Below are 24,968 nucleotides of genomic sequence, written 5' to 3' on the forward strand. Positions count from 1 at the left end.
CCTAATAAAAAGTTGTTATGTAGTGGTTTTTTTGGCAGCTTGGGGTAATCCGTTGACCCTGGTTGTTTCTAACCATGAATTGATTAACTCGAGATCGTTTGCATTCAATGTGCCAGCCAAATATTTTAGAGTTAAAACAGCATTAATCAAACTGTATTGGTCATTAGCCAATTGATTCTGGGCTTCAAACAAACGCTGTTGGGCATTGACCACGTCTACCATGGTGCGAGTACCTACCTCAAATTGCGCCTCTGTACTTTCTAATGAGTTTTGTTGTGAAATAACAGTTTGTCTGTCTGCCTTTACTTTGCTAATTCCATCGGTGATTGTATTAAAAGCAATGCGGCTATTTACCACTACATCTCTGTATGACTGCTCCATTCGCTCACTAGTAGCCTGAAAATTATGTTGGGCTTGTCGTGTTTGTGAACGTACTAATCCTCCTTGGAATGCAGGAAAATTCAAGGCCACACCAACCGTCGATAGTTTTTGATTGGCCGGGAGTAAGGGATTCGAGCTATTTAATTGGTTTGTTGTTTCTGTTGAGTTGCCCTGAAGCGCAAGAGTAGGCCAATTCCCAGCAGAAAGTGCTTTCATGTTTTGACGTGCGACTTCAAGATTGAATTTTGCAGACAGTAACTTGAAATTTTGTTTCAGGCCGGTATCTATCCATTGATCTACAATATTAGGTTCTGGCTTGATTAAGGGAATTTTGCCTTCACGTAGAGGAGCTATTACTTCATAAACATGATTGGTCAGCTTTCTTAAATTTTCACTTTGATTGATTTGGTTATTACGCGATGCAATAACGGTAGCAACAGATTGATCATATGCAGCTTTTGCTTCATAAACAGACGTAATTGGATCAAGACCTACTTCAAAGCGTTGTTTGGCTTGTTCATACTGGCGCATGTTTGCGCGTTTTTTTGCTTCAGCGAAATTTAAAGTATCTTGAGCAAACAATATGTCAAAATAGGCCTTGGCTGTCCTAAGAATTAAATCCTGGGCTGCATCGTTGAATGTTGCTTGCGCTGCTTTAACGGATGCTTTTGCTTGTTGCACTTTTGCCCAGGCTTGGTAATTGAAAATAGCTTGCGATGCTGAAACTTGCCAGGTTCTCGAGTTGTAATAGCTATCTTGAATAGTAAAAAGACCATCGTTAACGTGCAAAACGTTTCGAGTTGCCTGAGCGGTAAGACCAACTTGAGGAAGCAACGCGGCACGTGCTTGGGGAAGTGCTTCTGTGTTGGCCATGTACGTATCATATGCATTCTTGAAGATAGGGTCATTTTCAAGGGCTTGATGATAGATATCCATAAGGTCTGTTGCCGCAAAGACGTGCGAAGACAGACCCAAAGTCATGAGATAGCAGACCAACAATTTTTTCATTAAACTAATTCCTAAAATACAAATTCTTTGGGTTTTGATTTATCGATCAGTAGTGGGACATCTGTTTCAAAAATGAGTTCATTGTGCCAATGCTCTCCATGGTCCAATTCATAGAGTCGACCTTGCATCACAGGAGAGTTTCCTTCAATAACAAATAGCTTGCCTCCAGGAAGAATCTGTAATCTTTGAGTCTCATTTATTTTTTCTATTGCTCCAGTGAATATGACCACATCGTAAGGAGCACTCTCTAACCAACCTTGGCTGGCATCGCCGGTTATTAACTCTACATTGTTACAATGATGTTTTTTTAATTGATGGGCTGCATGAGCTGTAAAATCGGCATAATAATCGACACTGATTACTTTTTTACATAATTTACTTAACAAAGCGGTAAAAAATCCACTGCCTGTGCCTATTTCCAAAACGGTTTCATGACCTTGCAAATCAAGCGCTTGCAAAATTTGTCCTTCTTCCAAAGGAGTCAGCATGCGTTGACCATGATTGAGCGGTATTTGCATATCTGAATAAGCAAAATGTGTAAATTGTTCGGGAACGAATTCATGTCTGAATATCGTATCATACAAATTAAGTATGGATTCGTTTAAAACATCGCCAGTTCGAAGTTGTTGCTTGACCATATTAATACGCGCGCTTTGATAACTCATTTGTTCTACCGTGTTGATTGTTTTAGGTTAAGATTGACGATTCATTTGCTAAAGCCGTTGCTTCGCGACTTATTCGCGGTGATCCACATTTGGAGATTTTAGAATTCCACAGACATGCTGCGAAACGAGGTGGCAGAAGCGAATTGTCAACACACTTTTAAAACTTTGGCACAATCTTAGCAAAAAAATAGCGCATGTGCTAAGAAATAATGTTTGAATCCGGAATTTCATGGTGACTCTGTTTAAAGTTTGTTATGATCTGCAATTTTTAACCTAGAGAAAGCAGTTGCGACCATAGAGCCAGTTAAAGCGACCAACTGACTTTTTAGGTTGAATGGTTTTCTAAAATAGATTGGCCCATATTTCGATGTCGCACTTAAAGAGCGTGCCGAGATATTGTTCCAATTGTAACTTATAGGAGAATACAGTGCTTGAGCAATATACTGAATATTTGCAAACTGAAATAGCGACGCTTAAGAGTGAAGGCTTATATAAAGGCGAACGTGTTATTTCCAGCCAGCAACAAGCTGCTGTCACAGTAAATCATAAAGAGGTCATTAATCTTTGTGCTAACAATTACTTAGGTTTAGCGAATGATCAGCAATTAATTGCTGAAGGGCAAAAAGCACTCGATGAATATGGCTATGGTATGGCTTCAGTACGCTTTATTTGTGGTACACAAACGCCTCATAAACAACTTGAGCAGAAAATCAGTCAATTTTTAAGTAAAGAAGATACTATATTATATTCTTCATGTTTTGATGCGAATACAGGTCTTTTTGAAACTTTATTGGGTGAAGAAGATGCGATTATTAGCGATGCATTAAATCATGCCAGTATTATTGATGGGGTACGACTTTGTAAAGCGGCACGTTATCGATATGCAAATAACGATATGAAGGCTTTAGAAGAGCAATTGATTGCTGCTAAAAACGCGCGTTTTCGTTTGATTGCTACGGATGGTGTTTTTTCAATGGATGGAATTTTGGCAAATCTTCCAGCAATTTGCGAATTAGCCGATAAATATGATGCTATGGTTATGGTTGATGACTCTCATGCTGTTGGTTTTATGGGAGAAACTGGTCGTGGAACGCCTGAGCATTTTGGTGTCAGTGATCGTATTGATATCATTACAGGCACTCTAGGTAAGGCTCTAGGAGGGGCTTCAGGTGGTTATACTGCATCAAATCAGACTGTCGTTGAGTGGTTGCGCCAACGGTCCAGACCTTACTTATTCTCAAATACCTTGGCTCCAGTGATCGCACATACTTCTTGTGTTGTTCTCGATAACTTGATGAAAAATAATCATTGGGCAGAAAAATTAAAGCGTAACAGCCGTTATTTCCGTGAAGGTATGACCAAACTTGGATTCAAATTAATTCCTGGAGAACATCCAATTATTCCAGTTATGTTAGGGGATGCAAGCCTTGCAGGACGCATGGCGAACCGTTTACTCGAGCTAGGTATCTATGTAGTGGGTTTTTCGTACCCTGTGGTACCTAAGGGTTTAGCTCGAATTCGTACTCAAATGTCCGCAGCACATGAATTGCATCATTTGGATAAAGCCATTGAGGCATTTGAAACGGTAGGTAAGGAATTTTCTGTTATTTAAAGCAAAGCCATCATCACTGAACGTTACAGAGATGATCTTATTTAGAGGTACTTTTATGAAATCATTAGTCAAAGCGAAAAAGGAACCTGGAATCTGGATGGAAGAGGTCGCTATACCTGAATATGGCGTCAATGATGTATTAATTAAAATTAAAAAAACAGCGATTTGTGGTACTGACATTCATATTTATTCTTGGGATGAATGGGCGCAAGCGACTATCCCTGTCCCCATGACGGTAGGCCACGAGTTTTGTGGTGAAATTGTTGCAGTAGGACAGGAAGTACAAGGATTTCATGTAGGACAGCGAGTTTCTGGCGAAGGGCATATAACTTGTGGGGTTTGCCGAAACTGTCGTGCTGGTAAACGCCATCTTTGCCGCAATACTTTGGGTGTAGGTGTCAATAGACCTGGATGTTTTGCAGAGTATTTAGCGATACCTGCCAGCAACGTTATAGCGCTTCCTGATAACATTACTGAAGAACAAGCTTCAATTTTTGACCCTTTTGGGAATGCAACCCACTGTGCTTTGGCTTTTGATGTCGTCGGGGAAGATGTGTTGATTACTGGTGCAGGGCCTATTGGTATCATGGCAGCGGCTATAGTCAAGCATATAGGTGCGCGTCATGTTGTCATTACCGATGTGAATGATTACCGTTTGGATTTGGCTCGCAAAATGGGGGGCATTCGTACTGTAAATATTAAGTCTGAAAAGTTGTCCGATGTTGCTGCGGAGTTAGGGATGCTCGAAGGTTTTGACGTAGGTCTGGAAATGTCCGGAAATCCTACAGCCTTAAATGACATGATGAAAGCAATGAATCATGGTGGGCATGTGGCCATGTTAGGTATTCCTCCTAACGAAACATCGATTGATTGGAATCAGGTTATTTTTAAGGGATTAGTGATTAAAGGTATTTATGGTCGTGAAATGTTTGAAACATGGTATAAAATGATCGCCATGTTACAAAGTGGATTAGATATTTCACCGGTAATAACACATCGTTTTCCAGTTGATGACTACCAACATGCATTTCAAATTATGGCATCAGGTCAATCAGGCAAAGTAATTCTTGATTGGTAAAAAATCCCCTCCCATTTATGGGAGAGGGGAGGGGTGAGGGGAATATTTAATGACAGTGCGACTGTTTCTACCCAAGCCACAAAAAACAGTTTTAAAAAGACGGAGTAGTTATGTCACAATATATTTTTACCATGAATCGTGTCAGCAAAATTGTTGAGAATCAGCGGTTTATTTTAAAAGACATTTCATTGAGTTTTTTCCCTGGTGCCAAAATCGGTGTTTTAGGATTGAATGGATCAGGTAAGTCCACTTTATTACGTATCATGGCGGGTGTTGATACTCACTATGAAGGGGAAGCAAGACCACAACCAGGAATTAAAATCGGTTATCTCGAGCAAGAACCCCAATTGGATCTCAATAAAACCGTACGCGAAGTTGTCGAAGAAGGCGTGAAGGAAATGAAAGAAAAACTCGCGCACTTTGACGAAATTAGTATGCGTTTTGCAGAGCCAATGAGCGATGATGAAATGAATACGTTACTTGCCGAGCAGGGTGAATTACAAAACGCTATCGAAGCTGGCGGTGGCTGGGATCTTGACAGGAAACTGGATGTGGCTGCTGATGCATTGCGCTTACCTGATTGGGATGCAATTGTGGGCAAATTATCAGGAGGAGAACGACGCCGAGTCGCTTTATGCCGTTTGCTACTCTCTAATCCTGATATGTTGTTGCTTGATGAACCAACAAACCATTTAGATGCAGAATCTGTTGCATGGTTAGAACATTATCTTGAAGGTTTTCCTGGTACAGTAGTTGCGATTACTCACGATCGCTATTTCTTGGACAACGCTGCGGAATGGATATTAGAACTGGATCGTGGCGAAGGAATTCCTTACAAAGGAAACTACACTTCATGGCTTGAGCAGAAAGAAGAACGCTTGGAGATGGAGCAGAAACAAGAAGATGCACATCAACGTGCGATTAAAGCAGAACTAGAGTGGGTACGCACTTCACCTAAAGGGCGTCATGCTAAAAATAAGGCACGTCTGGCTCGATTCGAAGAAATGAATTCGAAGGAATTCCAAAAGCGCAATGAGACGAATGAAATATACATTCCACCAGGTGAGCGCTTAGGTGACTTGGTTCTTGAAGGCGAAAAAATCAAAAAATCATTTGGTGATCGAATCCTGATTGATAATTTAGATTTTAAACTTCCTAAAGGAGGTATTTTAGGAATTATTGGTCCCAACGGAGCAGGTAAGTCTACATTTTTGAAAATGATTACTGGTCAGGAAGAGCCTGATGATGGTGTTATTCGTGTTGGTGAAACTGTGCAATTGGCATACGTAGACCAGATGCGTGATGAATTAGACTCTAATAAGACAGTATGGCAAGAGATTTCCGATGGCCATGACATCATGCAAGTAGGTAGTTTTCAAATGCCTTCACGCGCTTATGTAGGACGTTTTAATTTTAAAGGCTCCGATCAACAAAAGAAAATGGGACAACTTTCTGGAGGAGAGCGTAATCGTGTCCATCTGGCAAAATTACTCAAAAGTGGCGGGAATGTGTTGTTACTTGACGAGCCCAGTAATGATTTGGATGTAGAAACTTTACGTGCTTTGGAAGATGCTGTTCTCAATTTCCCGGGATGTGTGATTGTGATTTCGCATGATCGCTGGTTTTTAGATAGAATTTGTACGCATCTGATGGCTTTTGAAGGCGACTCACAAATAACCTTCATTGAAGGAAATTACAGCGACTATGAAGCAGATAGAAAACGTCGTTTAGGAGATGCAGCAGATAGGCCATCTCGTATTAAATATCGAAAACTAGAGTCATAAGGTATCAATGTACACTGAATATGTTGCAGGATTTTTGAATCCTGCAGTACATGAGTGAATCAGTTAAAGGAATAGAAGGTTAAGGAATACGTGAGCAGTTATAAAAACGTTTAATTAAGCGGAGATAAAATTTAAATGAATAAGTTGTTTTGGGCAGGTTTGTTATTGTGTGTTGGAGGGTTAACATCCTGTGTTGAGAATGATCCATCTACTTTAATTACTGATGATGCAGGCTATGTGCATCGAACAATTCACTATACAAAAGACAAACGTGGTCGTGATTATTATCCTCAGAAGATTCAAGCAACAGGCGAGAAGCGCTTTATTTTTGATCCTAAGGTTTCTGCATGGGCTGCTTATGATGAGGAAGGGAACCGTTTATTGACTGGCGGTGGGTCAGCAGGTATTGATGCATGTGAAGAAAATTCAAATCAATCATGCAGAACCGTTACTGGAACGTTTAAAGTTTATAATCGAAGAGGGTTTGACTGTAAATCAGGAGAATATCCTGTAGATACTAAAGGTGGCGCAAAAATGCCTTATTGTACCTACTTCTACCAAGGATATACTATTCATGCCGCCTATGAGGTTCCTGAGCATCCCTCAAGCCATGGCTGCGTGCGTATTTTCCCAAGTGCTGCTAAATGGTTAAGTGAAAACTTTTTCCATATAGGTACAAAGGTGATTGTATTGGAATATCCTAATGAATCGGGTGTCAATAAACCCACTGAACCCAATAAATTAGGGTGAAAGCGTTCGCGCTTTATTCGCTGAACAGTTGTATTTGGCGCATCTTGCGTGAAAATCCAACTGTTCTCCAAGACTCAAGTATGCCCCTTGAACGGTTACCGTTTTTAATCTAATTTTTATTTTAACCCGGGTTTTGCTTGCGCGCCACCCAGGTTACAACAAGCGATTAAGGATTATTGTTTGGTAGTGAAGGTTGTGTAGAGCGATTTTCAGGCAAAGTAGGCTGTCCAGGAGTTGCTGGAGTTGGAGTTGCTGCAGGCTTTGCTGGGAAAGTTGGCTGTGTTGTTGTCGTTGGCGACGTAGTTGTAGTTGGTGGTGTTGTTGCCGGTGTCGCTGTTGGTGTGGTCGTAGTCGTCGGTGCATTGGTTGGATTTTCAGCAGCTCCGGTACTTGGATTAGGATTAGTACTTTGTGGTTTTTCTTGGGTGACCGTGCCTCTTGGCGCAGCAATCATTTGTGTAATTCCTAAATCTCCAGTCATCTTACGGCCTATAGTTAAGTCAACACTGAGTAATTGTGTTACTTTTTCTTTATCATTTTGATAAACAACTTGCAGCGGTAAATTAATTTTCCATTGATTGTCTTTTGCTTCGGTGATTACAACTTGTCCATCTACTTGACTGCTCACAGTGAGTTTTTGAGATTTAATGGCTTCCAAATTACCTGACTTCTGCAATGCAGTATTAAAACCAGTCCAGCCTTGCTCAGTAAAACAAGCTTGTAATTTTTGCAATTGGGTGTCTAAGTTGTTGGGATTAAAGTCAAAAGCTTGGGTAACAGCTTTTGTAGCCCATTTCATTACCAATGTTTGATCGATTGTTTTGGTTTCAGGTGAGATTTTGTATTCACAGTTGATGGGGGCTGCTGGTGCTGCTGCGGCTGGATGTACCGATGGTATATTTTGTCCGGGTGGTGTTGGTGTAGCAGGAACTTGTTTCAGAGCACTTGGAGTTTGAGGTGGTGTTACTGGCTGAGTATTTTCAGCATGAACTTGAGTACCAAGTACAGCAAAAAGGGTACTCCATAGTAATGTGTTCTTCATGAAATTGGCTCCTTAAATAGTATGTAGCAATTCTGCGATAATCAAAGCTGCTAGTCTAGCAGTTTTTTGCTCTTGATCCAAAGGCGGCGACAGTTCAGCAACGTCAAAACTAACTACTTTGCCACTTTGAATAATGTATTTCAAGAGTGGTAAAATTTGCCAAGGTGTTAGCCCTAGTGGTTGTGGTGCACTGACGCCAGGGGCAAAAGATTCTGCCAAAACATCTAGGCAAAGAGTCAAATAAATGTGATCCAAATTCAGCATAAAATCATCGAGAAAAGCTAAATGCCATGCCAAACTGTTTGTGTACAACTCTTCAGCGGTTAGATAATTAACATTAAGCTCATTGGCGCGATCAAAAAGAGAGGAAGTATTTCCCATTTTTTGGATTCCGAGGCAGCAGTAATTAAAGGGTTGATTGTTTTCTTTACAATATGCTGCAATTTGTGAAAAAGGAGTCCCTGATGTGCCCGGTTGATTTTTTTGATGTGGTCTTAAGTCGAAATGTGCATCAAAATTAATAATACCCAATTTGCTATAATGAGGTGCCAAACCTTGATAATGTGCCCAAGCAATTTCATGTCCGCCTCCCAAGGCAACAGTTTGATGACCTTGCTGATGACAAAAACTAATTAAATTCGCAAATTGAGCTTGGGCTGTTTCCAACTCATCTTCATTACAAAAAATGGTACCCAGGTCAAAAAGTTGCTTATCTATAGAACAAGGTAGTTTGGCTAATTGTGTTTTGATTTGATCAGGTCCTAATTTTGCACCCGGCCTTCCCATATTTCGACGTACTCCGGCATCACTGGCAAAACCCAGAAAAACTGTTTTTTTCTCTTTAGTGATAAGCTCAGTTTGTTGCACAGGAAAAATAATTTTTTGAAAAAACCGTTCTGCATTAACCGTATCTTTTCTACCCTGCCAGATTGAGGGATTAGCACGTTGGTAATTGGAAAGATGTTCAAACATTAAATTCTCCCTATGTTCCTATTGGTGATGCGTTTCAAGTGAGTACGTTGAAGTACCGTGCTAACATCGACTTAAACACAATTGATGCCAAGTACTTTAGAAAAATCTTTATCATAACTCACAGTACAGCTTTTTGTTCCATTAGGAATTTTTTGAATCAATTGAATTTTAGTATGTGTATACCCACAGGCTATCCAGGTTTCTTGTTTATCAAATGACCAAGTTAGTTTTTTTACTTTTGATGTTTCATTGTCAGGGACTAGGCTTGCATGTTCTTTAGGAGGTCCTGAATAAAATGTGATGCGATCAAAATGATGGGTACTATTCCAATCATCCTGGAATACATCCCATGTTTTTATTTCCTGTTGTAACGACTGATTTGTTTGAATGGTCTCGGGACAGTGTATTTCAGTTGCAGATACTGAGCCACACAAGACCACAAACCCTAAAAAGAAGTTGATGCGAATAAAAATGCTCATTCATGCTCCTCAGATATTTTACTTAGTATAACATGATGATTTTTGTGCCCAAAGATCGCCACTTCTAGCCCAATTGCCTTTGTGCCATCTGCCGTAATGTGTTGCGGTCAATCTTTCCAGTAAAACCATAAGGGAGCTGGCCTATAATAATGATTTGATATGGACGTTTGCTGATGGGGAGTGCCGCTGCAAAATCCATTAATTTTTGCGAGGTCACCTGCTTGTCTTTAATTTTAAGTACGACGTAAACGATAATTTTGTCATCATTGACGGTGTTTTTATTGGGTAATGCAATTGCAGCAGCCTCCTTAACTGCATAATGCTGATAAAAAATGTTTTCTATCTCCATAGGAGAAATGAGCTCTTCGCCGCGACGAATAATATCTACCTTTCGACTTACGAACCAGTAATATCCCTCTTCATCTCGATAAGCCAAATCGCCTGTATGTAACCAACCGCTTTGGATTGTTTTTGCTGTTAAAGCAGGGTCTTGCCAATAACCGGAACACATGCTCTCTCCATGAACAATAATTTCTCCCGTTTTATGTGCATTTAAAATGAGCTCGCCATGTTCATCGATTAAGCGCATTTTCATACCTTCTATAGGAAATCCAATCGAACCAGTTTTCTTTTTTCCATAAGGAGGATTCATAGAATAGATTTGTAATTCAGACATGCCGCAGCCTTCAGTAATTTCTGTATGAAACAATAGATTAAATTTTTTCTGCAGCGAAATTGGTGTTGCATCTCCAGCGGAAAAACAAAAATCAAGTGTGTTGATTTCATATCCTAAAGATTCAGCATGATTAATAAGCTCAAGATAAAGCTTAGGAAATCCATAGATTTTTGTAATTCCATATGAGTGTAGTTTTGCCAACGCATGTTCTGGAGAAAAACTAGGTAAGAGCACGACAGTAGCACCTACCGCGTGAAAAGGTAATATTTGTGAACCTAAACCAATCAAATAACATATTGGAAACATCACAAGTGTTTGATCGGTATGATTTATTTGGATTTGCCGTAGCTGATTTTGTGTGCCTTGCATGAGACTATAATGACTATGGACAACTACCTTAGGTAGTCCAGTGGTTCCAGATGTAAAAAAGATCAAGGCGGGTTCTTTCGATGCAATTGTCTCATTGGGCGTTGTGGAAACTACTCTAGGTATGAGTAACTCTTGGAAGTTCTTAACTTCGGAATAGTTGGCCGATTCTGAGGTAAGATAACATTCATTAATTTCTTTTAATATTTTCTTATCGTCTAAGAATTGTTTATAGTAATTACCTGTAGTTATAAAAATACGGGCATTACTTTGTTCCAGTACATAGTGAATCAGTTCATTGTTAAATTGAATGTTAACAGGAACGGCTATAGCTCCTATCATAAAACAGGCGTAGTAGCATAAAACGATTTCAATGCTGTTGGGCAAAAGAAACGCAACGCGGTCTCCTTGCGAAATCCCTTTTTCTAAAAATGAAGTAGCCAAATGCTGCGTTAATTCATACAATTTCTTATAACTGTAACTCTGTTGTTCGATAATTAATGCAATTTTATCTGGAAACTGTTTCGCTGATTGAGCGAGTAATGTGCTTAATTGGTGCATAGAAAATCCTCACGGTTGGTAGGTTATGAGGATCTCCAGAGTTTCTAAGGGTTTGAGATCCGAGCCTACTCAGTTCTATTGCCTACAATCTATAATAGAGTCTGTTCATCGAGCAATGCTTTTTTAAAGAAATGATTTTTTTCTATATGGATTGCAAGAAACCAGTCCATATCCGGCATCACTTATTCAAGACAATAAATTGATAAAGTTCTTTTTACCTCCATTGACTTCTTTACTCAGCATCAAATACGCATAAAATTATGCCAAGTTTGTTCAATGTCTGGTATTATCAGCGCATGGCAATAAAAAGAATAAGAGGGTATTGTGATTGTTATTACCGGTGGAGGTAGTGGGATAGGAAGAGCATTAGCTTTGTCTTTGGCAAAACGAGCGCAAACTGTCTTAATCGTAGGTAGAAGAGAGAAGTTATTACAAGAAACAGCCGCTTTTTCTTCAAACATCCAATATTTTTGTGCTGATGTCTCAACCCTCGAAGGTTTAGAGGCCATTAAAAATCATTTACATGATGTGAGCCATGTTCGCGCGTTAGTTAATAATGCAGGAACTTTGAATCCCTTGACTCCGATGAAAGATATTGATTCTAAAGACTGGCATCATGCGCTCAATACAAATTTAAATGCGGCTCTTTTCCTCCCGCAAAAAATGTACGACAAATTGGCTAACGGCCGTGTTTTAAATATAGGTTCCGGAGCTGCTCATTACGCAATCAGGGGCTGGACTGCATATTGTGTGACCAAAGCTGCTTTATCCATGTTGACCAAATGTTGGCAATTAGAATCGGATACAATTGCGTTTGCTAATGTCATGCCAGGAATCATTGATACCAATATGCAAGCTATTGCTCGCAGTAATGATAATCCTGATTACGAACGGATTAATTTTTATAAACGTTTAAAAGAGGAACATCGCTTGGTGTCACCAGATACAGTCGCAGAATTCTTGACCTGGCTTTTATTAGATGTGGATAAGAAAACTTATGTCTCTAAAGAATGGGATATTTATGACACCAAACATCATAAAGAGTGGCTCAAACCCCCTCATCAAGTTCTTCATTGGGATTTTTAATGTTCGCTTGTGACAAATTATTATTAAATGCAACAATTATTGATGCACAGGGAAATCAATTGCAGCAGCAAGCAATTGCAATTAAAAATGGTCTCATTGCTTGGTGTGGCCCGCAAACACAACTCCCTACACAATTTCATGAGTCAGGATACAAAGAAGACTGTCAAGGGCAATTGATTACTCCAGGTCTTATCGATTGCCATACGCATTTGGTCTATGCAGGAAATCGATCCACCGAATTTCAAATGAAATTGGCTGGAGTCAGCTATGCTGAAATTGCTAAGGCGGGTGGCGGTATATTATCTACGGTACAGCAAACTCGCGCTGCTTCAGAAGAAGAGTTACTCAAACAATCCTTGCCAAGAATTCTTGCTTTATGTGCAGATGGAGTGAGCACAGTAGAGATAAAATCAGGTTATGGATTGGATTTGGCGACTGAGTTGAAAATGTTGCGCGTAGCCAAACGTTTGGGTGAGCTGACTGGTTTAAGGGTTAGAAAAACTTTTCTTGGTGCGCATGCAATAGGTCCTGAGTTTAAAGGAAACAGCCAGGCATATGTTGATGTTCTTTGCCAAGAAATGCTACCTGCATTATGCGAAGAAAATTTAGTAGATGCAGTGGATGTATTTTGTGAGTCGATTGCTTTTTCACTGAAGCAAACAGAGCAAATTTTTATTACTGCGCGTCAATTCAATTTACCTATAAAATGTCATGCCGAACAATTATCCAGCCTCGGAGCAAGTCAGCTTGCAGCAGAGCTTGGTGCCTTGTCTTGTGATCATTTGGAGTTCCTAGATGAGGAAGGGGCAAATGCTATGGCCAAAGCAAATACAGTTGCTGTCTTGCTTCCTGGTGCTTATTACTTTCTGCGTGAAAAGCAAAAGCCTCCCATAGACTTATTGCGTCACTCAGGCGTAAGAATGGCAATTGCTACTGATTGTAATCCTGGCTCATCGCCAACAACTTCATTACGGTTGATGATGAGTATGGCGTGCCAATTTTTTTCATTAACTGTTCCTGAAGCATTAATGGCGGTGACAAGCCATGCTGCAAGAGCATTAGGTCTACAAAACGAACTTGGCTCAATTGATAAAGGCATGAAGGCCGATTTGGTATGGTGGTCTGTTGGAGACAGTACCGCTCTTTGTTATTATTTTGCTTATCCCTTACCTCATCGGATGATGATTGCAGGGGAGTGGGTTTCTCCAAAGGATAACTATTAGGAATGTATATGCTGAAATCACTAAAAACAATTCTGGCTTTAGGCATTATTGCCTGTTCTTCTGCTGTTTGGGCAGTGAATCCTGTATCAGTAAAAAAGGAAACACCTGCTTATATTATTGATGTTAAATATCCACAGGGATTTAATGATCCTCGTATCAATGCTGCAGTGCAAGCGTTTATTGAAAAAACGAAAAAAAGCTTTCTAAAAGAAATTGCTGATGATGCGGATATTCCCGCTGATGCACCAGGAAAAACAGGTTTAAATGTCACATATACCCTGCCTTATAAAACAAAAAATGCCATCAGCGTCTCTTTTAATATTTCTATTTACCATCGAGGTGCTGCACATCCCTCAAATACTATAGCCGTATTGAATTTTATCAATGGTCGCCAGGTTCAATTGTCTGATTTATTTCGTCCCGAAGTAAATTATTTAAATCCTATTGCCAGTTTCAGTAATAAAAAAATCAATGAGAAAGATTTTTCGGACAAAAAATGGATTGAAGATGGAACAAAGCCCATAGACAAAAACTATAAGATTTGGTCTTTTTCACCCCAAGGAATAAATATTATTTTTGATACGTATCAGGTCGCTGCATATGTATATGGACCACAGACTGTAAAAATACCTTTATCGCAAATTTCTTCTTTAATTAAGCCTGAAATAATGCGCAGTGTTTGGGGTCGTTAATGGTTGATATACCTTTAATAGCTGCCGATAAAAAGGTGGCTGAGCTTACTTTTCGAGTTGTTCTACTTGCCATAATATTGACCATCTTGTTGGCAATGTCTAATGCATATCTTGCATTGAAGTTAGGGATATTAACTTCAGCATCAATTCCGGCCGCTATTATTTCTATGGGGATTTTACGATTTTTTAAAAACTCCACCATTCTCGAAAATAATGCAGTACAAACTGCAGCCTCTGCTGGTGAGGCTGTGGCTGGTGGGATTGTTTATACTATTCCGGCATTGATTATTATTGGTTATTGGAATCATTTTGATTACATAACTAATTTCTTTATTGCAGTTAGTGGAGGGATTCTAGGGGTATTATTTTCCATTCCACTTCGTCGTATTTTGGTCCACGACCAATCTTTAAAGTTTCCAGAAGGTCGCGCCATAGCAGAGGTATTAAAATCTTCTGTTGAAAAAACAGGCCTTAAAGACATTTTAATTGGAGGAGCCGTAGGAGGGCTTATCGAATTATTCCAAACTGGATTTAAAGTCATAGCGAATAGCTGGGGTTATTGGTTTGTGATAAAGCGCTCTCTCTTCGGTCTTGGTGCTGGCTTTTCTGCTACGATGATAGGTGCTGGTTATCTAGTTGGCCATGATATGGCAATCAGTATTTTTTTTGGTGCAGTGATATCTTGGCTCATTGCCTTACCTGTAGTTAGTCAATTCTATCCTGAATTTGTTAATCAATATCCTGCTGAGCAAGCTGCAACTTTTCTATGGAACAGTGAGATGCGTTACCTGGGAATAGGGGCTATGTTGTTTGCTGGTGTATGGACTTTTTTAAAATTAGTTAAGCCACTATCTAGAAATATTCAAGCGTCCTTGAAATCCTTTATGTCTAAAGGTAAAAACGAAATTCAACCTCTGCGGACTGATAAGGACATACCTTTACCTTATATTTTGATGGGTGTTGCTGCATTAGCTGCAATTTTGTTTCTTTTTTTCCAGCTTGTTCTACCTTTACAGCAAGTAGGATTAAATAACCAATATTCACCAACCCTAGTTTTCCTTGCTGTGGTTTATGTCTTGTTTATAGGGTTCATTTTCTCGGTTATTACTGCCTATTTTTCGGGTATGGTTGGTGTTACAGCCAGCCCTGGTAGTTCCGTTGTTATTTCAGGGATGCTTTTTGCTGCATGGTTGTTATTGGTCGCTATTGATCATCTTTTGCCTTTACCTTTAAAAACGGAACAAATCCAGGCAGCAGAGGCGATAACCATTATGATTGGAGCAGTTGTAACCGGTATTGCGGCGATTGCCAATGATAACACTCAAGATCTCAAAGTGGGCCAACTGGTTGGGGCGACTCCGTGGAAACAACAATTGATGTTGTTGCTTGGGGTCCTGATTTCTTCATTGGTTATCCCACCTGTAATGCAATTGTTGTTTAATGTGTATGGAATTGCAGGAGTGATGCCGCATGAGGGCATGGATATAAGTCAGTCTTTACCTGCGCCAACCGCAGCGTTAATGGCAGCGATTACAGAGGCAGTGTTTAGAAATTCATTACCCTGGACTATGATGCTCATTGGTTCTGTAATTATTTTGCTTATCGTGTTCCTCAATTATTTTTTCCGATTAAGACGCTTTTTAAATTTATCCATTTTAGGCGTTGCTATAGGAATGTATTTACCACTTTCTTCTTCGTTCCCACTGTTTGTTGGTGGTATGATTGCATTGTTTGTAAAAATACGTTTAAAACGGGCGGTGCCTGTTAAAGAAGAAGCAACTCTCTGCAAACAAAAAGGGACTCTTATTGCCTGTGGGTTAGTTGCAGGTTCCGCAATTATAGATGTAATGCTTGCAATTCCTTTTTCGATTTTTCAAAGCCCCGATGCGTTACAAATAGTCGGCCCAGATTGGAAAAATACCGGCGTTTATTTAGGTGTTTTAACTACTTTATTACTTGCGTGGTGGATCAACCATAGGGTTGTTGGGAAAGGAAGTGATACAACCGCGTAATTTCGTAGCCTGGATGAAGCGTAGCGGAACCCGGCTATAGTATGTTTAAGAAAATCCCGGGTTACGCTGTGCTTCACCCAGACTACGCTTAGTGTCGCCCCCTCTCCAGTGGGAGAGGGGAGAAATGTGAGTATTGATTACAGTGACTCAACTCTAGCCTTATGCTGTAACAGTTTCTCTTTAGTTTGCTGAGCTTGTGCCAATTTTTCCTGTTCTTTAGCGATAATTTCTGCGGGAGCCTTATCGGTAAATTTAGGATTATTTAGTTTGCCTTCAGCAAGACTAATGTCTTTATCCAGTTTGGCTAATTCTTTAGTTAAACGTGCCAGTTCGGCTTCTTTATCAATTAAATCAGCCATTGGAATGAGTAACTCGATTTCACCTAATACAGCAGTCGCTGAGACAGGAACCTTTTCATCTGAGCCTAAGAACTGAACATGGGTTAATTTACTTAGTGCCTTTAACGTATGTTGATATTTCTCTACTCTATCCTTGAGTTCTGGTGTCACGTTACGAATATAAAGTGGAATCAACTTCGCTGGAGAAATGGACATTTCACTGCGTATGGTGCGTACGGCTTGAATTGCTGATTTTAACCATTCTAATTCTTCTTCAACTACAGTATTGATAAACTCAGAATTCACTTGTGGATAAGCGCTGGTCATAATGCTTGCACCATTCTCACTTGTAAGCTTTGCTGTACGTTGCCAGATTTCTTCTGTAATAAACGGCATTAAAGGATGCAGTAGTTTCAGAATTTGGTCGAGAACATGAATTAAGGTTCTGCGTGTCCCTCGTTTCAAAGCACTCAATGCCTGTTCGTCTTGTAACACAGGCTTGGATAACTCCAAATACCAGTCACAATATTCATGCCATACAAACTCATAGATTGTGTTTGCTAATAAGTCGAATCTGTAGGTTTCAAAATAATGATGTACTTTGCTGATCGTGTGTTGTAAGCGCGATAAAATCCACTGATCTGCTGGAGTATACTGAAATGCCCCATCATCGAAATCCATATGTTCTTCGTCCAGGTTAAGCAATACATAACGAGCAGCATTCCATAATTTGTTACAAAAATTGCGATAACCCTCAACTCGCCCTATATCAAAGCGTACATTGCGTCCTGTAGATGCAAGAGAGCAATATGTAAAGCGAAGAGCATCTGTCCCATAAGCGTTAATCCCTTCAGGGAATTCTTTACGGGTGTTTTTAATGATGCGGTCGCGAACTGATGGCAACATTAAATTTGAAGTTCTTTTTGCAATTAAGGATTCGAGATCAATACCATCAACTATATCCAGAGGATCAAGCACATTGCCTTTAGATTTGGACATTTTATGCCCTTCACTGTCGCGGATTAAGCCAGTGATAAAGATTTCTTTAAAGGGGATTTTTCCAGTAAATTTCAAGCCCATCATGATCATGCGAGCAACCCAGAAAAAGATAATATCAAAACCCGTAACCAGAACCGATGTGGGGTAGAATTGCTCTAATTCTGGGGTTCTGTCGGGCCAACCTAGAGTGGAAAAAGGCCAAAGCGCCGAAGAAAACCAAGTATCCAGAACGTCTTCATCTTGTTTTAATACAGTTGAATCTTTAATTTTATATTTAAAACGAACATCATTTTCACTATAGCCTACATAGACATTGCCATTATTGTCATACCATGCAGGTATGCGATGTCCCCACCATAATTGGCGACTAATACACCAGTCTTCAATGTTATCCATCCATTGAAAATAGGTTTTACTCCAGTTCTCTGGAATAAATCGAATTTCACCACTTTTCACTGCAGCTATTGCTGGTTCAGCCAACGGTTGGGTTTTGACATACCATTGATCGGTTAACAGTGGTTCTATAATCACATTCGATTTTTCACCACGAGGTACTTTTAACTTATGCGGTTCTGTTTTAACTAATAACCCTGCCTCATCAAGATCTTTAACAATTTGCTCTCGGGCTACAAATCGGTCCATACCTTGGTATTTTAAAGGCGCATTTTTATTGATCGAAGCTTTTTTAGTTAAGATATTGATAACTGGAAGCTTATGGCGTTTGCCAACTTCATGGTCGTTGAAGTCATGGGCCGGAGTAATTTTAACGCAGCCACTGCCAAATTCTTTATCAACGTACTCATCAGCGATAATGGGGATGGTTCGCTCACAAAGTGGGAGATAAACTTGTTGTCCAATAAGATGTTGGAAACGTGGATCTTCGGGATGTACAGCAACTGCAGTGTCGCCTAACATGGTTTCAGGTCGAGTAGTAGCAACAATAAGCGACTCAGTTGAGTTTACAACTGGATAGCGAATATGCCAGAGGAAACCATCTTCTTCTTCAGAAAGCACTTCAAGATCAGATACAGCAGTACCTAACTTAGGATCCCAATTCACTAAACGGGTCCCACGATAGATAAGGCCTTCATCATAAAGTTGTACAAATACTTTTTGTACGGCAGCTGATAGTCCTTCATCCATAGTAAATCGTTCGCGATTCCAGTCTACTGAAGCACCCAAGCGTCGCATTTGTTGGGTTATGGTATTCCCTGATTCACTTTTCCATTGCCAAACCCGTTCTAAAAATTGCTCACGGGTCAGATCTTTTCTAGAAATACCTGAAGCTTCAAGCTGACGTTCAACAACAAGTTGCGTTGAAATACCGGCATGATCAGTGCCAGGTTGCCATAAAGTTTTATCACCTAACATGCGGTGATAGCGGGTTAACGCATCCATAATAGTATGCTGAAAACCATGCCCCATATGCAGGCTGCCCGTGACGTTAGGAGGAGGGAGCATAATACAGTATTTTTTACCGTCACCCTGAGGTTGGAAATAATGATGATTTTCCCAATTTTTATAGCATGCTTTTTCAATTGCTTCGGGAGAATAGATTTTATCCATGATTAAACCTGTACTGATAAAAGCGAGATACTACCATAAATTCAGTGATAAGTTGAGTTAGAAAATATACGTCTAAAATTAATTGTAGCTTGGAATGAAGCACAGCTGTACAATGAAGAATCTCCACAGTGTAGCACAGCGTACAAAGGGAGAACCATTGTAAGTGTTAGGTAATTCGTTGCCCAAAAAGCTCTATAAACGTAGGCTGGGCAGTTACCAGTACCAATGTGTAAAGCCTCTTTTCTATTCTTCCCACTGTGTCGCAGAGCAGATGTTTTGCTGCCTATTGTAAATACGGCCGTATTTATGGTTTTTTGTCATTATTTTTAAAAAATTCATTTTGCCCAGCATCTGTTGAGTTAATTCGTACTTTCCAAAATTCCATTATGAAGCCAAATTAACACGTATCTTATCCATGGTGTTTCTAAGAAGGAAATACTATAGCGCAGTGTTACATGCTGGGCTTAACAGTGTATAGACCGGGGACATCCCTGACATATGTTCGGGGACATAGTTGACACTTTACAATGGCATATTGATTAGAAGTAGGAGGATCAATATGCCCTGGAAAGAGGCAACAATTATGTCCCAAAAAGAAGAATTTATAAAAAGAGCATTAAAAAAAGAAGTTACGTTCAAAGAGCTATGCGCGCAATATAAAATTAGTCGAGAAACAGGCTATAAAGTATTACATCGCTATGAAAAAGAAGGATTAAGGGGTTTAGAAGAACAATCCCGAGCGCCCCGTCACAGCCCCAATAAAACGTCCAGAGCACTTGAAGAACAGATATTAAAAATCAGAGTTCAGTATCCTACCTGGGGGGGAAGAAAGATTCACAATCATTTAATGAACAAAGGAATAAGAGTTCAGTATCCTACCTGGGGGGGAAGAAAGATTCACAATCATTTAATGAACAAAGGAATACAGGATTTACCTGCCCCAAGTACTATAAGTGATATTTTGAAAAGGAATGGCTATATCTCTGAAGAAGAGTCACTAAAGCGGCAAGCTCTATGCCGGTTCGAAAGAGAACACGCTAATGAGCTATGGCAAATGGATTTTAAAGGGAAATTTCAGCTCGCTACCAAAGAATCATGTTTTCCGCTTACCATCATAGATGATCATTCCCGATTCTCACCCTGTATTCAAGCCTGTGTTAATGAACAATATCTAACAGTAAAAGAGCAGCTCATCCAAATTTTTGAGCAATATGGCCTACCAAAACAGTTTAATGTAGATAATGGGAATCCTTGGGGGAACTCACAACTATTTAAACATACTCAACTGACCGTTTGGTTAATGCGTTTAGACATACGAGTGACTCATTCACGTCCGAGACATCCTCAAACCAATGGGAAACTAGAACGATTTCATCGTACTTTAAAAAAAGATGTTTTATCACAACATCTCATTAATGATTTTAAACATGCCCAGCTTCTTTTTGATGAGTGGCGTGAGATCTATAATTATCAGAGACCTCATCAAGCAATTGATATGCAGGTCCCAGCAAACCGGTACCAACCCAGCCAACGCTCTATGCCCAATACTCTACGGACTATTGAATATAGCGATGATGCTTTAGTAAGGAAAGTTAGAGGCAATGGACGTGTCAGTTACAAAGGGAATGAATATCTTGTGGGGGAGGCGTTTTCAGGCCATGACGTCGAACTCAAACTAAATCCATTAGGAGAGGAGTTCGACATCTATTTTGATCGATTTAAAATTTATACTTATAATCTGAATACTTGAGATTTTTTCTCAACTCATGTGTCAAGGATGTCCCCGAACAGTGTCAGGGATGTCCCCGGCTATACAGCAGCCCAGCCTACGCTTGCTTAAAATAAACTTTCCTCGCTAGTTGGCAATTGTTGTTGATCATTACTCGCATTATAGACAGGAGTTGGATCTTCTTCAGCAGGAACTTCTTTATTGCGAAAATACTCGATAATTCCATTTGCCTGATTAGGGCGCGCCAGCAAGCCGCTATTTGGATCAATGCGAGCCGCGACTACATCTTCGGGTTGTTTCATTTCGCTTTCGGGTTTTCCTTTCAAAGCAACTTTCATAAAATCTATCCATAAAGGCAGGGCGAGTCCTGCTGCATATTCATGTAAAGATTTGGGATTGTCAAAGCCGACCCAGGTTGTTACAACAAGATCAGAATTAAACCCTGCAAACCAGGAATCCACTTGATCATTGGTTGTCCCAGTTTTACCTGCTATATCTTGACGATTAAGCACTCGAGCTGCACGCGCGGTACCATGCTGAACCACGTCTTTTAATGCGGTATACATTAAAAATGTAATATCCTCAGGAATGACACGAGGAGCTAGTGTTGAATGGTCCACATTATTTTTGCAATTATTACAAACAACAGTTGGTTTGGCTTGTAACAAAATTTTGCCATCTGTATCAGTAATATGATCAATAAGATACGGCTCAATTTTATAACCGCCATTTGCGAAAATAGCGTAAGCAGCGGTAAGATCCATAGGACTAATCGACAAACTACCTAAAGCTAAAGATAATCCTTTAGGAAGGGTTTTCTTATTAAATCCAAATCGAGTTAGAAAATCGATGGTGTAATTGATGCCAATGTCATCAAGAATACGTATGGACACCAAGTTTTTAGATTGAACTAAAGCTTGTTTTAAACGCGTTGGTCCATTGAATTTCAAATTTACATTATGTGGACGCCATAGGTTTGGTTGACTTGGGTCATCAACAACAATAGGCGCGTCATTAATCAATGTTGCTAGGGTATAACCATTGTTTAATGCTGCAGCATAGACAAAAGGTTTAAAACTGGATCCTGGTTGTCTGCTTGATTGCGTTGCACGGTTAAATTTGCTTTTTTGAAAATTGAATCCACCAACCAAAACTTCTATGGCACCATTTTTAGGATTGAGTGCTACCATCGCTGACTCAGCCTCAGGAATTTGCGCTAACTCCCAATGGTCTTTGGTTGAGTGAACATAAATAATATCCCCAACCGCAACAATTTGCATGGCTTTGGATGGAGATTTTCCTACCCAACCATTTTTAAGCGCTGGTCTAGCCCAAGACATACCGCTCCAAGGGATAAGAATCGTTCGACCACTTTGTAGCGTAACTGTCGCCTCTTTTTCGCGAACTTCCGTAACAACTGCAGGAATAAGGTGGTTGAGCTCTGGATATTTCTCTAGATTCTTTTGAATTGAATCTAAGGATTTACTGTCATGTTCACCAATGGTCGCAACAGGTCCTCGATAACCATGTCGGTGATCATAGGCTATTAAGTTCTTTTCAACTACATCATTGGCTGTATTTTGTAGTTTTCCATCAATAGTTGTGTACACTTTGTAGCCCTTTGTATATGCATCAGGGCCGAAATTGTCATATAGGGATTGTCGAATCATTTCCGCAACATAAGGGGCTTTTACTTCAATATGAGTGCCATGATACTTCGCGGTGATGGGCTGATTAATGGCATTTTGATACTGTTCTTCATTGATATAACGTTCTTCAAGTAAGCGCTCTAATACGTGGTCACGACGCTTTTTGGCAGCAAGTGGATTTGCAATGGGATTTTGTGTTGAAGGGGCCTGAGGAAGACCTGCGATCATTGCTAATTCAGCCAGATTTAATTCTTTGAGTGGTTTGCCAAAATAGACCATTGCCGCAGCACCAACTCCATAAGCACGATTACCTAAATAGATTCTATTAAGATAGAGCTCGAGAATTTTTTCTTTACTTAATTCTCTGTCTATTTTTATGGCGAGCATAATCTCATTAAATTTACGTAGAAAGGTTTTTTTGCGGCTTAAGAAAAAATTACGCGCGACTTGCATGGTAATGGTACTACCACCTTGGGATTTAGTTCCTGTTTTCACCATACGCACGGCAGCACGGCCAAGACCCATAATATCGACACCAGGATGTTCAAAAAAGCGTTGATCTTCAGTGGCTATCAACGCATGAACCAACATTGGTGGTATTTCATCATAAGTGACTGGAATTCGTTTTTTCTCGCCATATTCTTGAATAAGCAAACCTTCTTTACTGAAAATTTGTAAAGGCACTTGCAGTTGCACTGTTTTTAACGAATCAACATTGGGGAGTTGGCTTTCAAGATAGAGGTATATGAAGCTACCTGCTACTATTAAAACAAAAGACAGGCTCATCAGCGCCCATAGACCTTTACGCCAGAAGTATGCCATTTTCATAGAGTCATGTGTTTTTTAATGAAATTTGGCCGGTATTATACAGTGTTTCTCTGTAAAATTGCGAGTTTTGTGCAAAAAATAGGGAAATTTTGTACTAATTTTCATTGTTTCATTGAGTTTATGGAGAAAAAACCGATGAAACAATAAAAAGCAAACTTGAAGATAAAGAGCGATGCGCTCTTTATCTTCATTCTATAGCTAACTTCGTAGACGCATCAGCATCCAACTGAGATGATGTATCTGGAGTTTGAGAAGGTTGTAATTGTGGGAAAAAGCGGGGATTAGTTCTGTTTTGATTTAGCATTAATCCTGCAAAACCCGTATAAAAATAAGGACTTGTGCGTACTTTTAATGTGAGGATTTCACCCTGAGCTTTTTGTAAGTCTACTTTGGTTTTTTCCAATTCACGCTGTAATTCCTCAATGACTTGTTGTGATTGATTTTTGTCTACGGATTCGGATGATGGTTTTGGTGCTTCTTTTGCTTTCTGCAATTCACTTTTTAATTGCTCAACGACAAGTTGATGTGCTTTGTCTTTTTCTGACATTGCTAAGCTATGGGCCGCGCCTAACTCAGATTTTTGTGCTTCTAACGAGGATGATATTTGTTTTTCGTGTTCCAATTCTTGAGCTACTTTTTTTTGTTTTTCGCTTTGATGCTCTAGCTGTGTTTGATGTTCACTACAAATGTTTGCGGCAATTTGTTTGAGCTCAGCATCTGAGTCCTCTGTAGTCATATGCAGTACAAACAAAACTTCATCGATCAGTAATTGACCTGAATTACAATATTTGCCGCCTACATATCGAGTATTCAATAAACCAGATAGCTCCTTAGGCTCATTACCTTTGGAGCTGTTTTCGGTGGCTTTATGTATTACTCCATTTTTTAGATTTAATAATTGTCGAAAATCAATGAACAGTTGGGTTAATTGTCCCTGAAATGTTTGCAACTCTAGGTGTTCAAATGGAGTTTTTCTATTTAATTGCTCTTTTAGAAAAGAGATTTCCTTTAAAAGGAATAGAAGGTATTGTTCACGAGCATGATAACCCTTTGTACACGCAGTAATCTTTCCTTCTAGGTATGAAACATAATCAGTCTCTTTATTTTGAATTATTTCTACTGCGCGCTCGTGAGATTTTTTTCTAAGTGCTGTGGCTGTGAGTTCAGCCGGAACAACAAGTTTAGGTTCAATGGCTTGGCTGTCGTGATAACGAACGATAACTGTTGCGAGTGAATAAATTAATTCTTCTAACCTAGTCATGCAAATCTCCTTTTAAAGCATAAATGTGAAATCCCCTTACAAGATGCTCTTTCACTATATTAAATGTTTTTGATGAGCGCAAGTTGTTATGACGAAATGGGAAAAATGACAAAATCAAGTCATTTATGATGCGTTAACGAACAGAAAACAGTGTAATTTTTTAAGAGCTTACGTTAACATCAATAAATGGTCCTAAAGGAGTTTTTTTGAA

The 24,968-nt window shown here is 39.6% G+C and carries 18 protein-coding genes; 9 read left to right on the top strand and 9 right to left on the bottom strand.

What is annotated here, in order from left to right:
- Window positions 1-15: 15 nt before the first annotated feature.
- Both Lste_RS16695 and Lste_RS16700 read right to left on the bottom strand, forming a co-directional pair.
- Window positions 16-1,389 (bottom strand): TolC family outer membrane protein, encoded by a 1,374-nt coding sequence (locus tag Lste_RS16695; RefSeq protein WP_058512116.1) that lies wholly within the window; start codon window positions 1,387-1,389, stop codon window positions 16-18.
- Window positions 1,390-1,400: 11 nt separating this feature from the next.
- A complete protein-coding gene (locus tag Lste_RS16700; protein WP_058512117.1) occupies window positions 1,401-2,054 on the bottom strand; it encodes a protein-L-isoaspartate O-methyltransferase family protein in 654 nt (217 codons plus the stop codon).
- 427 nt (window positions 2,055-2,481) lie between these two features.
- Here Lste_RS16700 and Lste_RS16705 point away from each other — a divergent pair, with 427 nt between their 5' ends.
- The 4 genes from Lste_RS16705 to Lste_RS16720 all read left to right on the top strand — a co-directional run bounded on the left by Lste_RS16705 (window position 2,482) and on the right by Lste_RS16720 (window position 7,278).
- Window positions 2,482-3,666, top strand: coding sequence for a glycine C-acetyltransferase (locus Lste_RS16705; protein WP_058512118.1), 1,185 nt, complete (start codon window positions 2,482-2,484; stop codon window positions 3,664-3,666).
- A gap of 55 nt (window positions 3,667-3,721) precedes the next feature.
- Entirely contained in the window at window positions 3,722-4,744 is a 1,023-nt protein-coding gene (gene tdh, locus Lste_RS16710; protein ID WP_058512119.1) for an L-threonine 3-dehydrogenase, read from the top strand.
- 110 nt (window positions 4,745-4,854) lie between these two features.
- Window positions 4,855-6,528 carry an energy-dependent translational throttle protein EttA gene (gene ettA / locus Lste_RS16715; protein WP_058512120.1) on the top strand — a complete coding sequence of 558 codons (1,674 nt, stop codon included), beginning with the start codon at window positions 4,855-4,857 and terminating at the stop codon, window positions 6,526-6,528.
- 135 nt (window positions 6,529-6,663) lie between these two features.
- Window positions 6,664-7,278: a L,D-transpeptidase gene (locus Lste_RS16720; RefSeq protein ID WP_058512121.1), complete on the top strand. Its 615-nt coding sequence runs from the start codon at window positions 6,664-6,666 to the stop codon at window positions 7,276-7,278.
- 166 nt (window positions 7,279-7,444) lie between these two features.
- Here the strand turns inward: Lste_RS16720 and Lste_RS16725 are convergent, their stop codons facing one another.
- The 4 genes from Lste_RS16725 to Lste_RS16740 all read right to left on the bottom strand — a co-directional run bounded on the left by Lste_RS16725 (window position 7,445) and on the right by Lste_RS16740 (window position 11,374).
- Window positions 7,445-8,320: a DotI/IcmL family type IV secretion protein gene (locus Lste_RS16725; RefSeq protein ID WP_058512122.1), complete on the bottom strand. Its 876-nt coding sequence runs from the start codon at window positions 8,318-8,320 to the stop codon at window positions 7,445-7,447.
- 12 nt (window positions 8,321-8,332) lie between these two features.
- On the bottom strand, window positions 8,333-9,292 hold the full coding sequence (gene hutG, locus Lste_RS16730; protein ID WP_058512123.1) for a formimidoylglutamase: 960 nt from the start codon (window positions 9,290-9,292) through the stop codon (window positions 8,333-8,335).
- Between the two features lie 71 nt (window positions 9,293-9,363).
- Complete coding sequence (locus Lste_RS16735; RefSeq protein ID WP_058512124.1) at window positions 9,364-9,771, bottom strand: STY0301 family protein; 408 nt, start codon at window positions 9,769-9,771, stop codon at window positions 9,364-9,366.
- Window positions 9,772-9,835: 64 nt separating this feature from the next.
- On the bottom strand, window positions 9,836-11,374 hold the full coding sequence (locus Lste_RS16740; protein ID WP_058512125.1) for a class I adenylate-forming enzyme family protein: 1,539 nt from the start codon (window positions 11,372-11,374) through the stop codon (window positions 9,836-9,838).
- Window positions 11,375-11,698: 324 nt separating this feature from the next.
- Here Lste_RS16740 and Lste_RS16745 point away from each other — a divergent pair, with 324 nt between their 5' ends.
- The 4 genes from Lste_RS16745 to Lste_RS16760 are packed head-to-tail and all read left to right on the top strand — an operon-like array spanning window position 11,699 to window position 16,387.
- Window positions 11,699-12,460: an SDR family NAD(P)-dependent oxidoreductase gene (locus Lste_RS16745; protein ID WP_058512126.1), complete on the top strand. Its 762-nt coding sequence runs from the start codon at window positions 11,699-11,701 to the stop codon at window positions 12,458-12,460.
- The gene (gene hutI / locus Lste_RS16750) at window positions 12,460-13,683 is read left to right on the top strand and encodes an imidazolonepropionase (RefSeq protein ID WP_058512127.1); all 1,224 of its coding nucleotides are present in this window, start codon (window positions 12,460-12,462) and stop codon (window positions 13,681-13,683) included. Before Lste_RS16745 ends, hutI begins: the two co-directional genes overlap by 1 nt.
- 8 nt (window positions 13,684-13,691) lie before the next feature.
- Window positions 13,692-14,375 carry a DUF3298 and DUF4163 domain-containing protein gene (locus Lste_RS16755; RefSeq protein WP_058512473.1) on the top strand — a complete coding sequence of 228 codons (684 nt, stop codon included), beginning with the start codon at window positions 13,692-13,694 and terminating at the stop codon, window positions 14,373-14,375.
- A complete protein-coding gene (locus Lste_RS16760; protein ID WP_058512128.1) occupies window positions 14,375-16,387 on the top strand; it encodes an OPT family oligopeptide transporter in 2,013 nt (670 codons plus the stop codon). The genes Lste_RS16755 and Lste_RS16760 overlap by 1 nt, the downstream gene beginning before the upstream one ends.
- Window positions 16,388-16,524: 137 nt before the next feature.
- Here the strand turns inward: Lste_RS16760 and Lste_RS16765 are convergent, their stop codons facing one another.
- Window positions 16,525-19,290, bottom strand: coding sequence for a valine--tRNA ligase (locus Lste_RS16765; protein ID WP_058512129.1), 2,766 nt, complete (start codon window positions 19,288-19,290; stop codon window positions 16,525-16,527).
- Window positions 19,291-19,849: 559 nt separating this feature from the next.
- Between Lste_RS16765 and Lste_RS16770 the strand changes: the two genes are divergently transcribed.
- A complete protein-coding gene (locus Lste_RS16770) occupies window positions 19,850-21,040 on the top strand; it encodes an IS481 family transposase (RefSeq protein ID WP_058512130.1) in 1,191 nt (396 codons plus the stop codon).
- A gap of 86 nt (window positions 21,041-21,126) precedes the next feature.
- Here Lste_RS16770 and Lste_RS16775 read toward each other — a convergent pair whose 3' ends face one another.
- Complete coding sequence (locus Lste_RS16775; protein WP_058512131.1) at window positions 21,127-23,496, bottom strand: penicillin-binding protein 1A; 2,370 nt, start codon at window positions 23,494-23,496, stop codon at window positions 21,127-21,129.
- A 187-nt stretch (window positions 23,497-23,683) separates the two neighbouring features.
- Window positions 23,684-24,757 (bottom strand): hypothetical protein, encoded by a 1,074-nt coding sequence (locus Lste_RS16780; RefSeq protein WP_058512132.1) that lies wholly within the window; start codon window positions 24,755-24,757, stop codon window positions 23,684-23,686.
- Window positions 24,758-24,968 lie beyond the last annotated feature (211 nt).

The organism is Legionella steelei, assembly GCF_001468005.1.
Lineage (GTDB): Bacteria > Pseudomonadota > Gammaproteobacteria > Legionellales > Legionellaceae > Legionella > Legionella steelei.

What these genes read in the sequence shown, in the direction of transcription:
- Lste_RS16695 (WP_058512116.1), bottom strand. Translation starts at nt 1,389, where the DNA reads ATGAAAAAATTGTTGGTCTGCTATCTCATGACTTTGGGTCTGTCTTCG.
- Lste_RS16700 (WP_058512117.1), bottom strand. Translation starts at nt 2,054, where the DNA reads ATGAGTTATCAAAGCGCGCGTATTAATATGGTCAAGCAACAACTTCGA.
- tdh (WP_058512119.1), top strand. Translation starts at nt 3,722, where the DNA reads ATGAAATCATTAGTCAAAGCGAAAAAGGAACCTGGAATCTGGATGGAA.
- ettA (WP_058512120.1), top strand. Translation starts at nt 4,855, where the DNA reads ATGTCACAATATATTTTTACCATGAATCGTGTCAGCAAAATTGTTGAG.
- Lste_RS16720 (WP_058512121.1), top strand. Translation starts at nt 6,664, where the DNA reads ATGAATAAGTTGTTTTGGGCAGGTTTGTTATTGTGTGTTGGAGGGTTA.
- Lste_RS16725 (WP_058512122.1), bottom strand. Translation starts at nt 8,320, where the DNA reads ATGAAGAACACATTACTATGGAGTACCCTTTTTGCTGTACTTGGTACT.
- hutG (WP_058512123.1), bottom strand. Translation starts at nt 9,292, where the DNA reads ATGTTTGAACATCTTTCCAATTACCAACGTGCTAATCCCTCAATCTGG.
- Lste_RS16735 (WP_058512124.1), bottom strand. Translation starts at nt 9,771, where the DNA reads ATGAGCATTTTTATTCGCATCAACTTCTTTTTAGGGTTTGTGGTCTTG.
- Lste_RS16740 (WP_058512125.1), bottom strand. Translation starts at nt 11,374, where the DNA reads ATGCACCAATTAAGCACATTACTCGCTCAATCAGCGAAACAGTTTCCA.
- hutI (WP_058512127.1), top strand. Translation starts at nt 12,460, where the DNA reads ATGTTCGCTTGTGACAAATTATTATTAAATGCAACAATTATTGATGCA.
- Lste_RS16755 (WP_058512473.1), top strand. Translation starts at nt 13,692, where the DNA reads ATGCTGAAATCACTAAAAACAATTCTGGCTTTAGGCATTATTGCCTGT.
- Lste_RS16760 (WP_058512128.1), top strand. Translation starts at nt 14,375, where the DNA reads ATGGTTGATATACCTTTAATAGCTGCCGATAAAAAGGTGGCTGAGCTT.
- Lste_RS16765 (WP_058512129.1), bottom strand. Translation starts at nt 19,290, where the DNA reads ATGGATAAAATCTATTCTCCCGAAGCAATTGAAAAAGCATGCTATAAA.
- Lste_RS16770 (WP_058512130.1), top strand. Translation starts at nt 19,850, where the DNA reads ATGCCCTGGAAAGAGGCAACAATTATGTCCCAAAAAGAAGAATTTATA.
- Lste_RS16775 (WP_058512131.1), bottom strand. Translation starts at nt 23,496, where the DNA reads ATGAAAATGGCATACTTCTGGCGTAAAGGTCTATGGGCGCTGATGAGC.
- Lste_RS16780 (WP_058512132.1), bottom strand. Translation starts at nt 24,757, where the DNA reads ATGACTAGGTTAGAAGAATTAATTTATTCACTCGCAACAGTTATCGTT.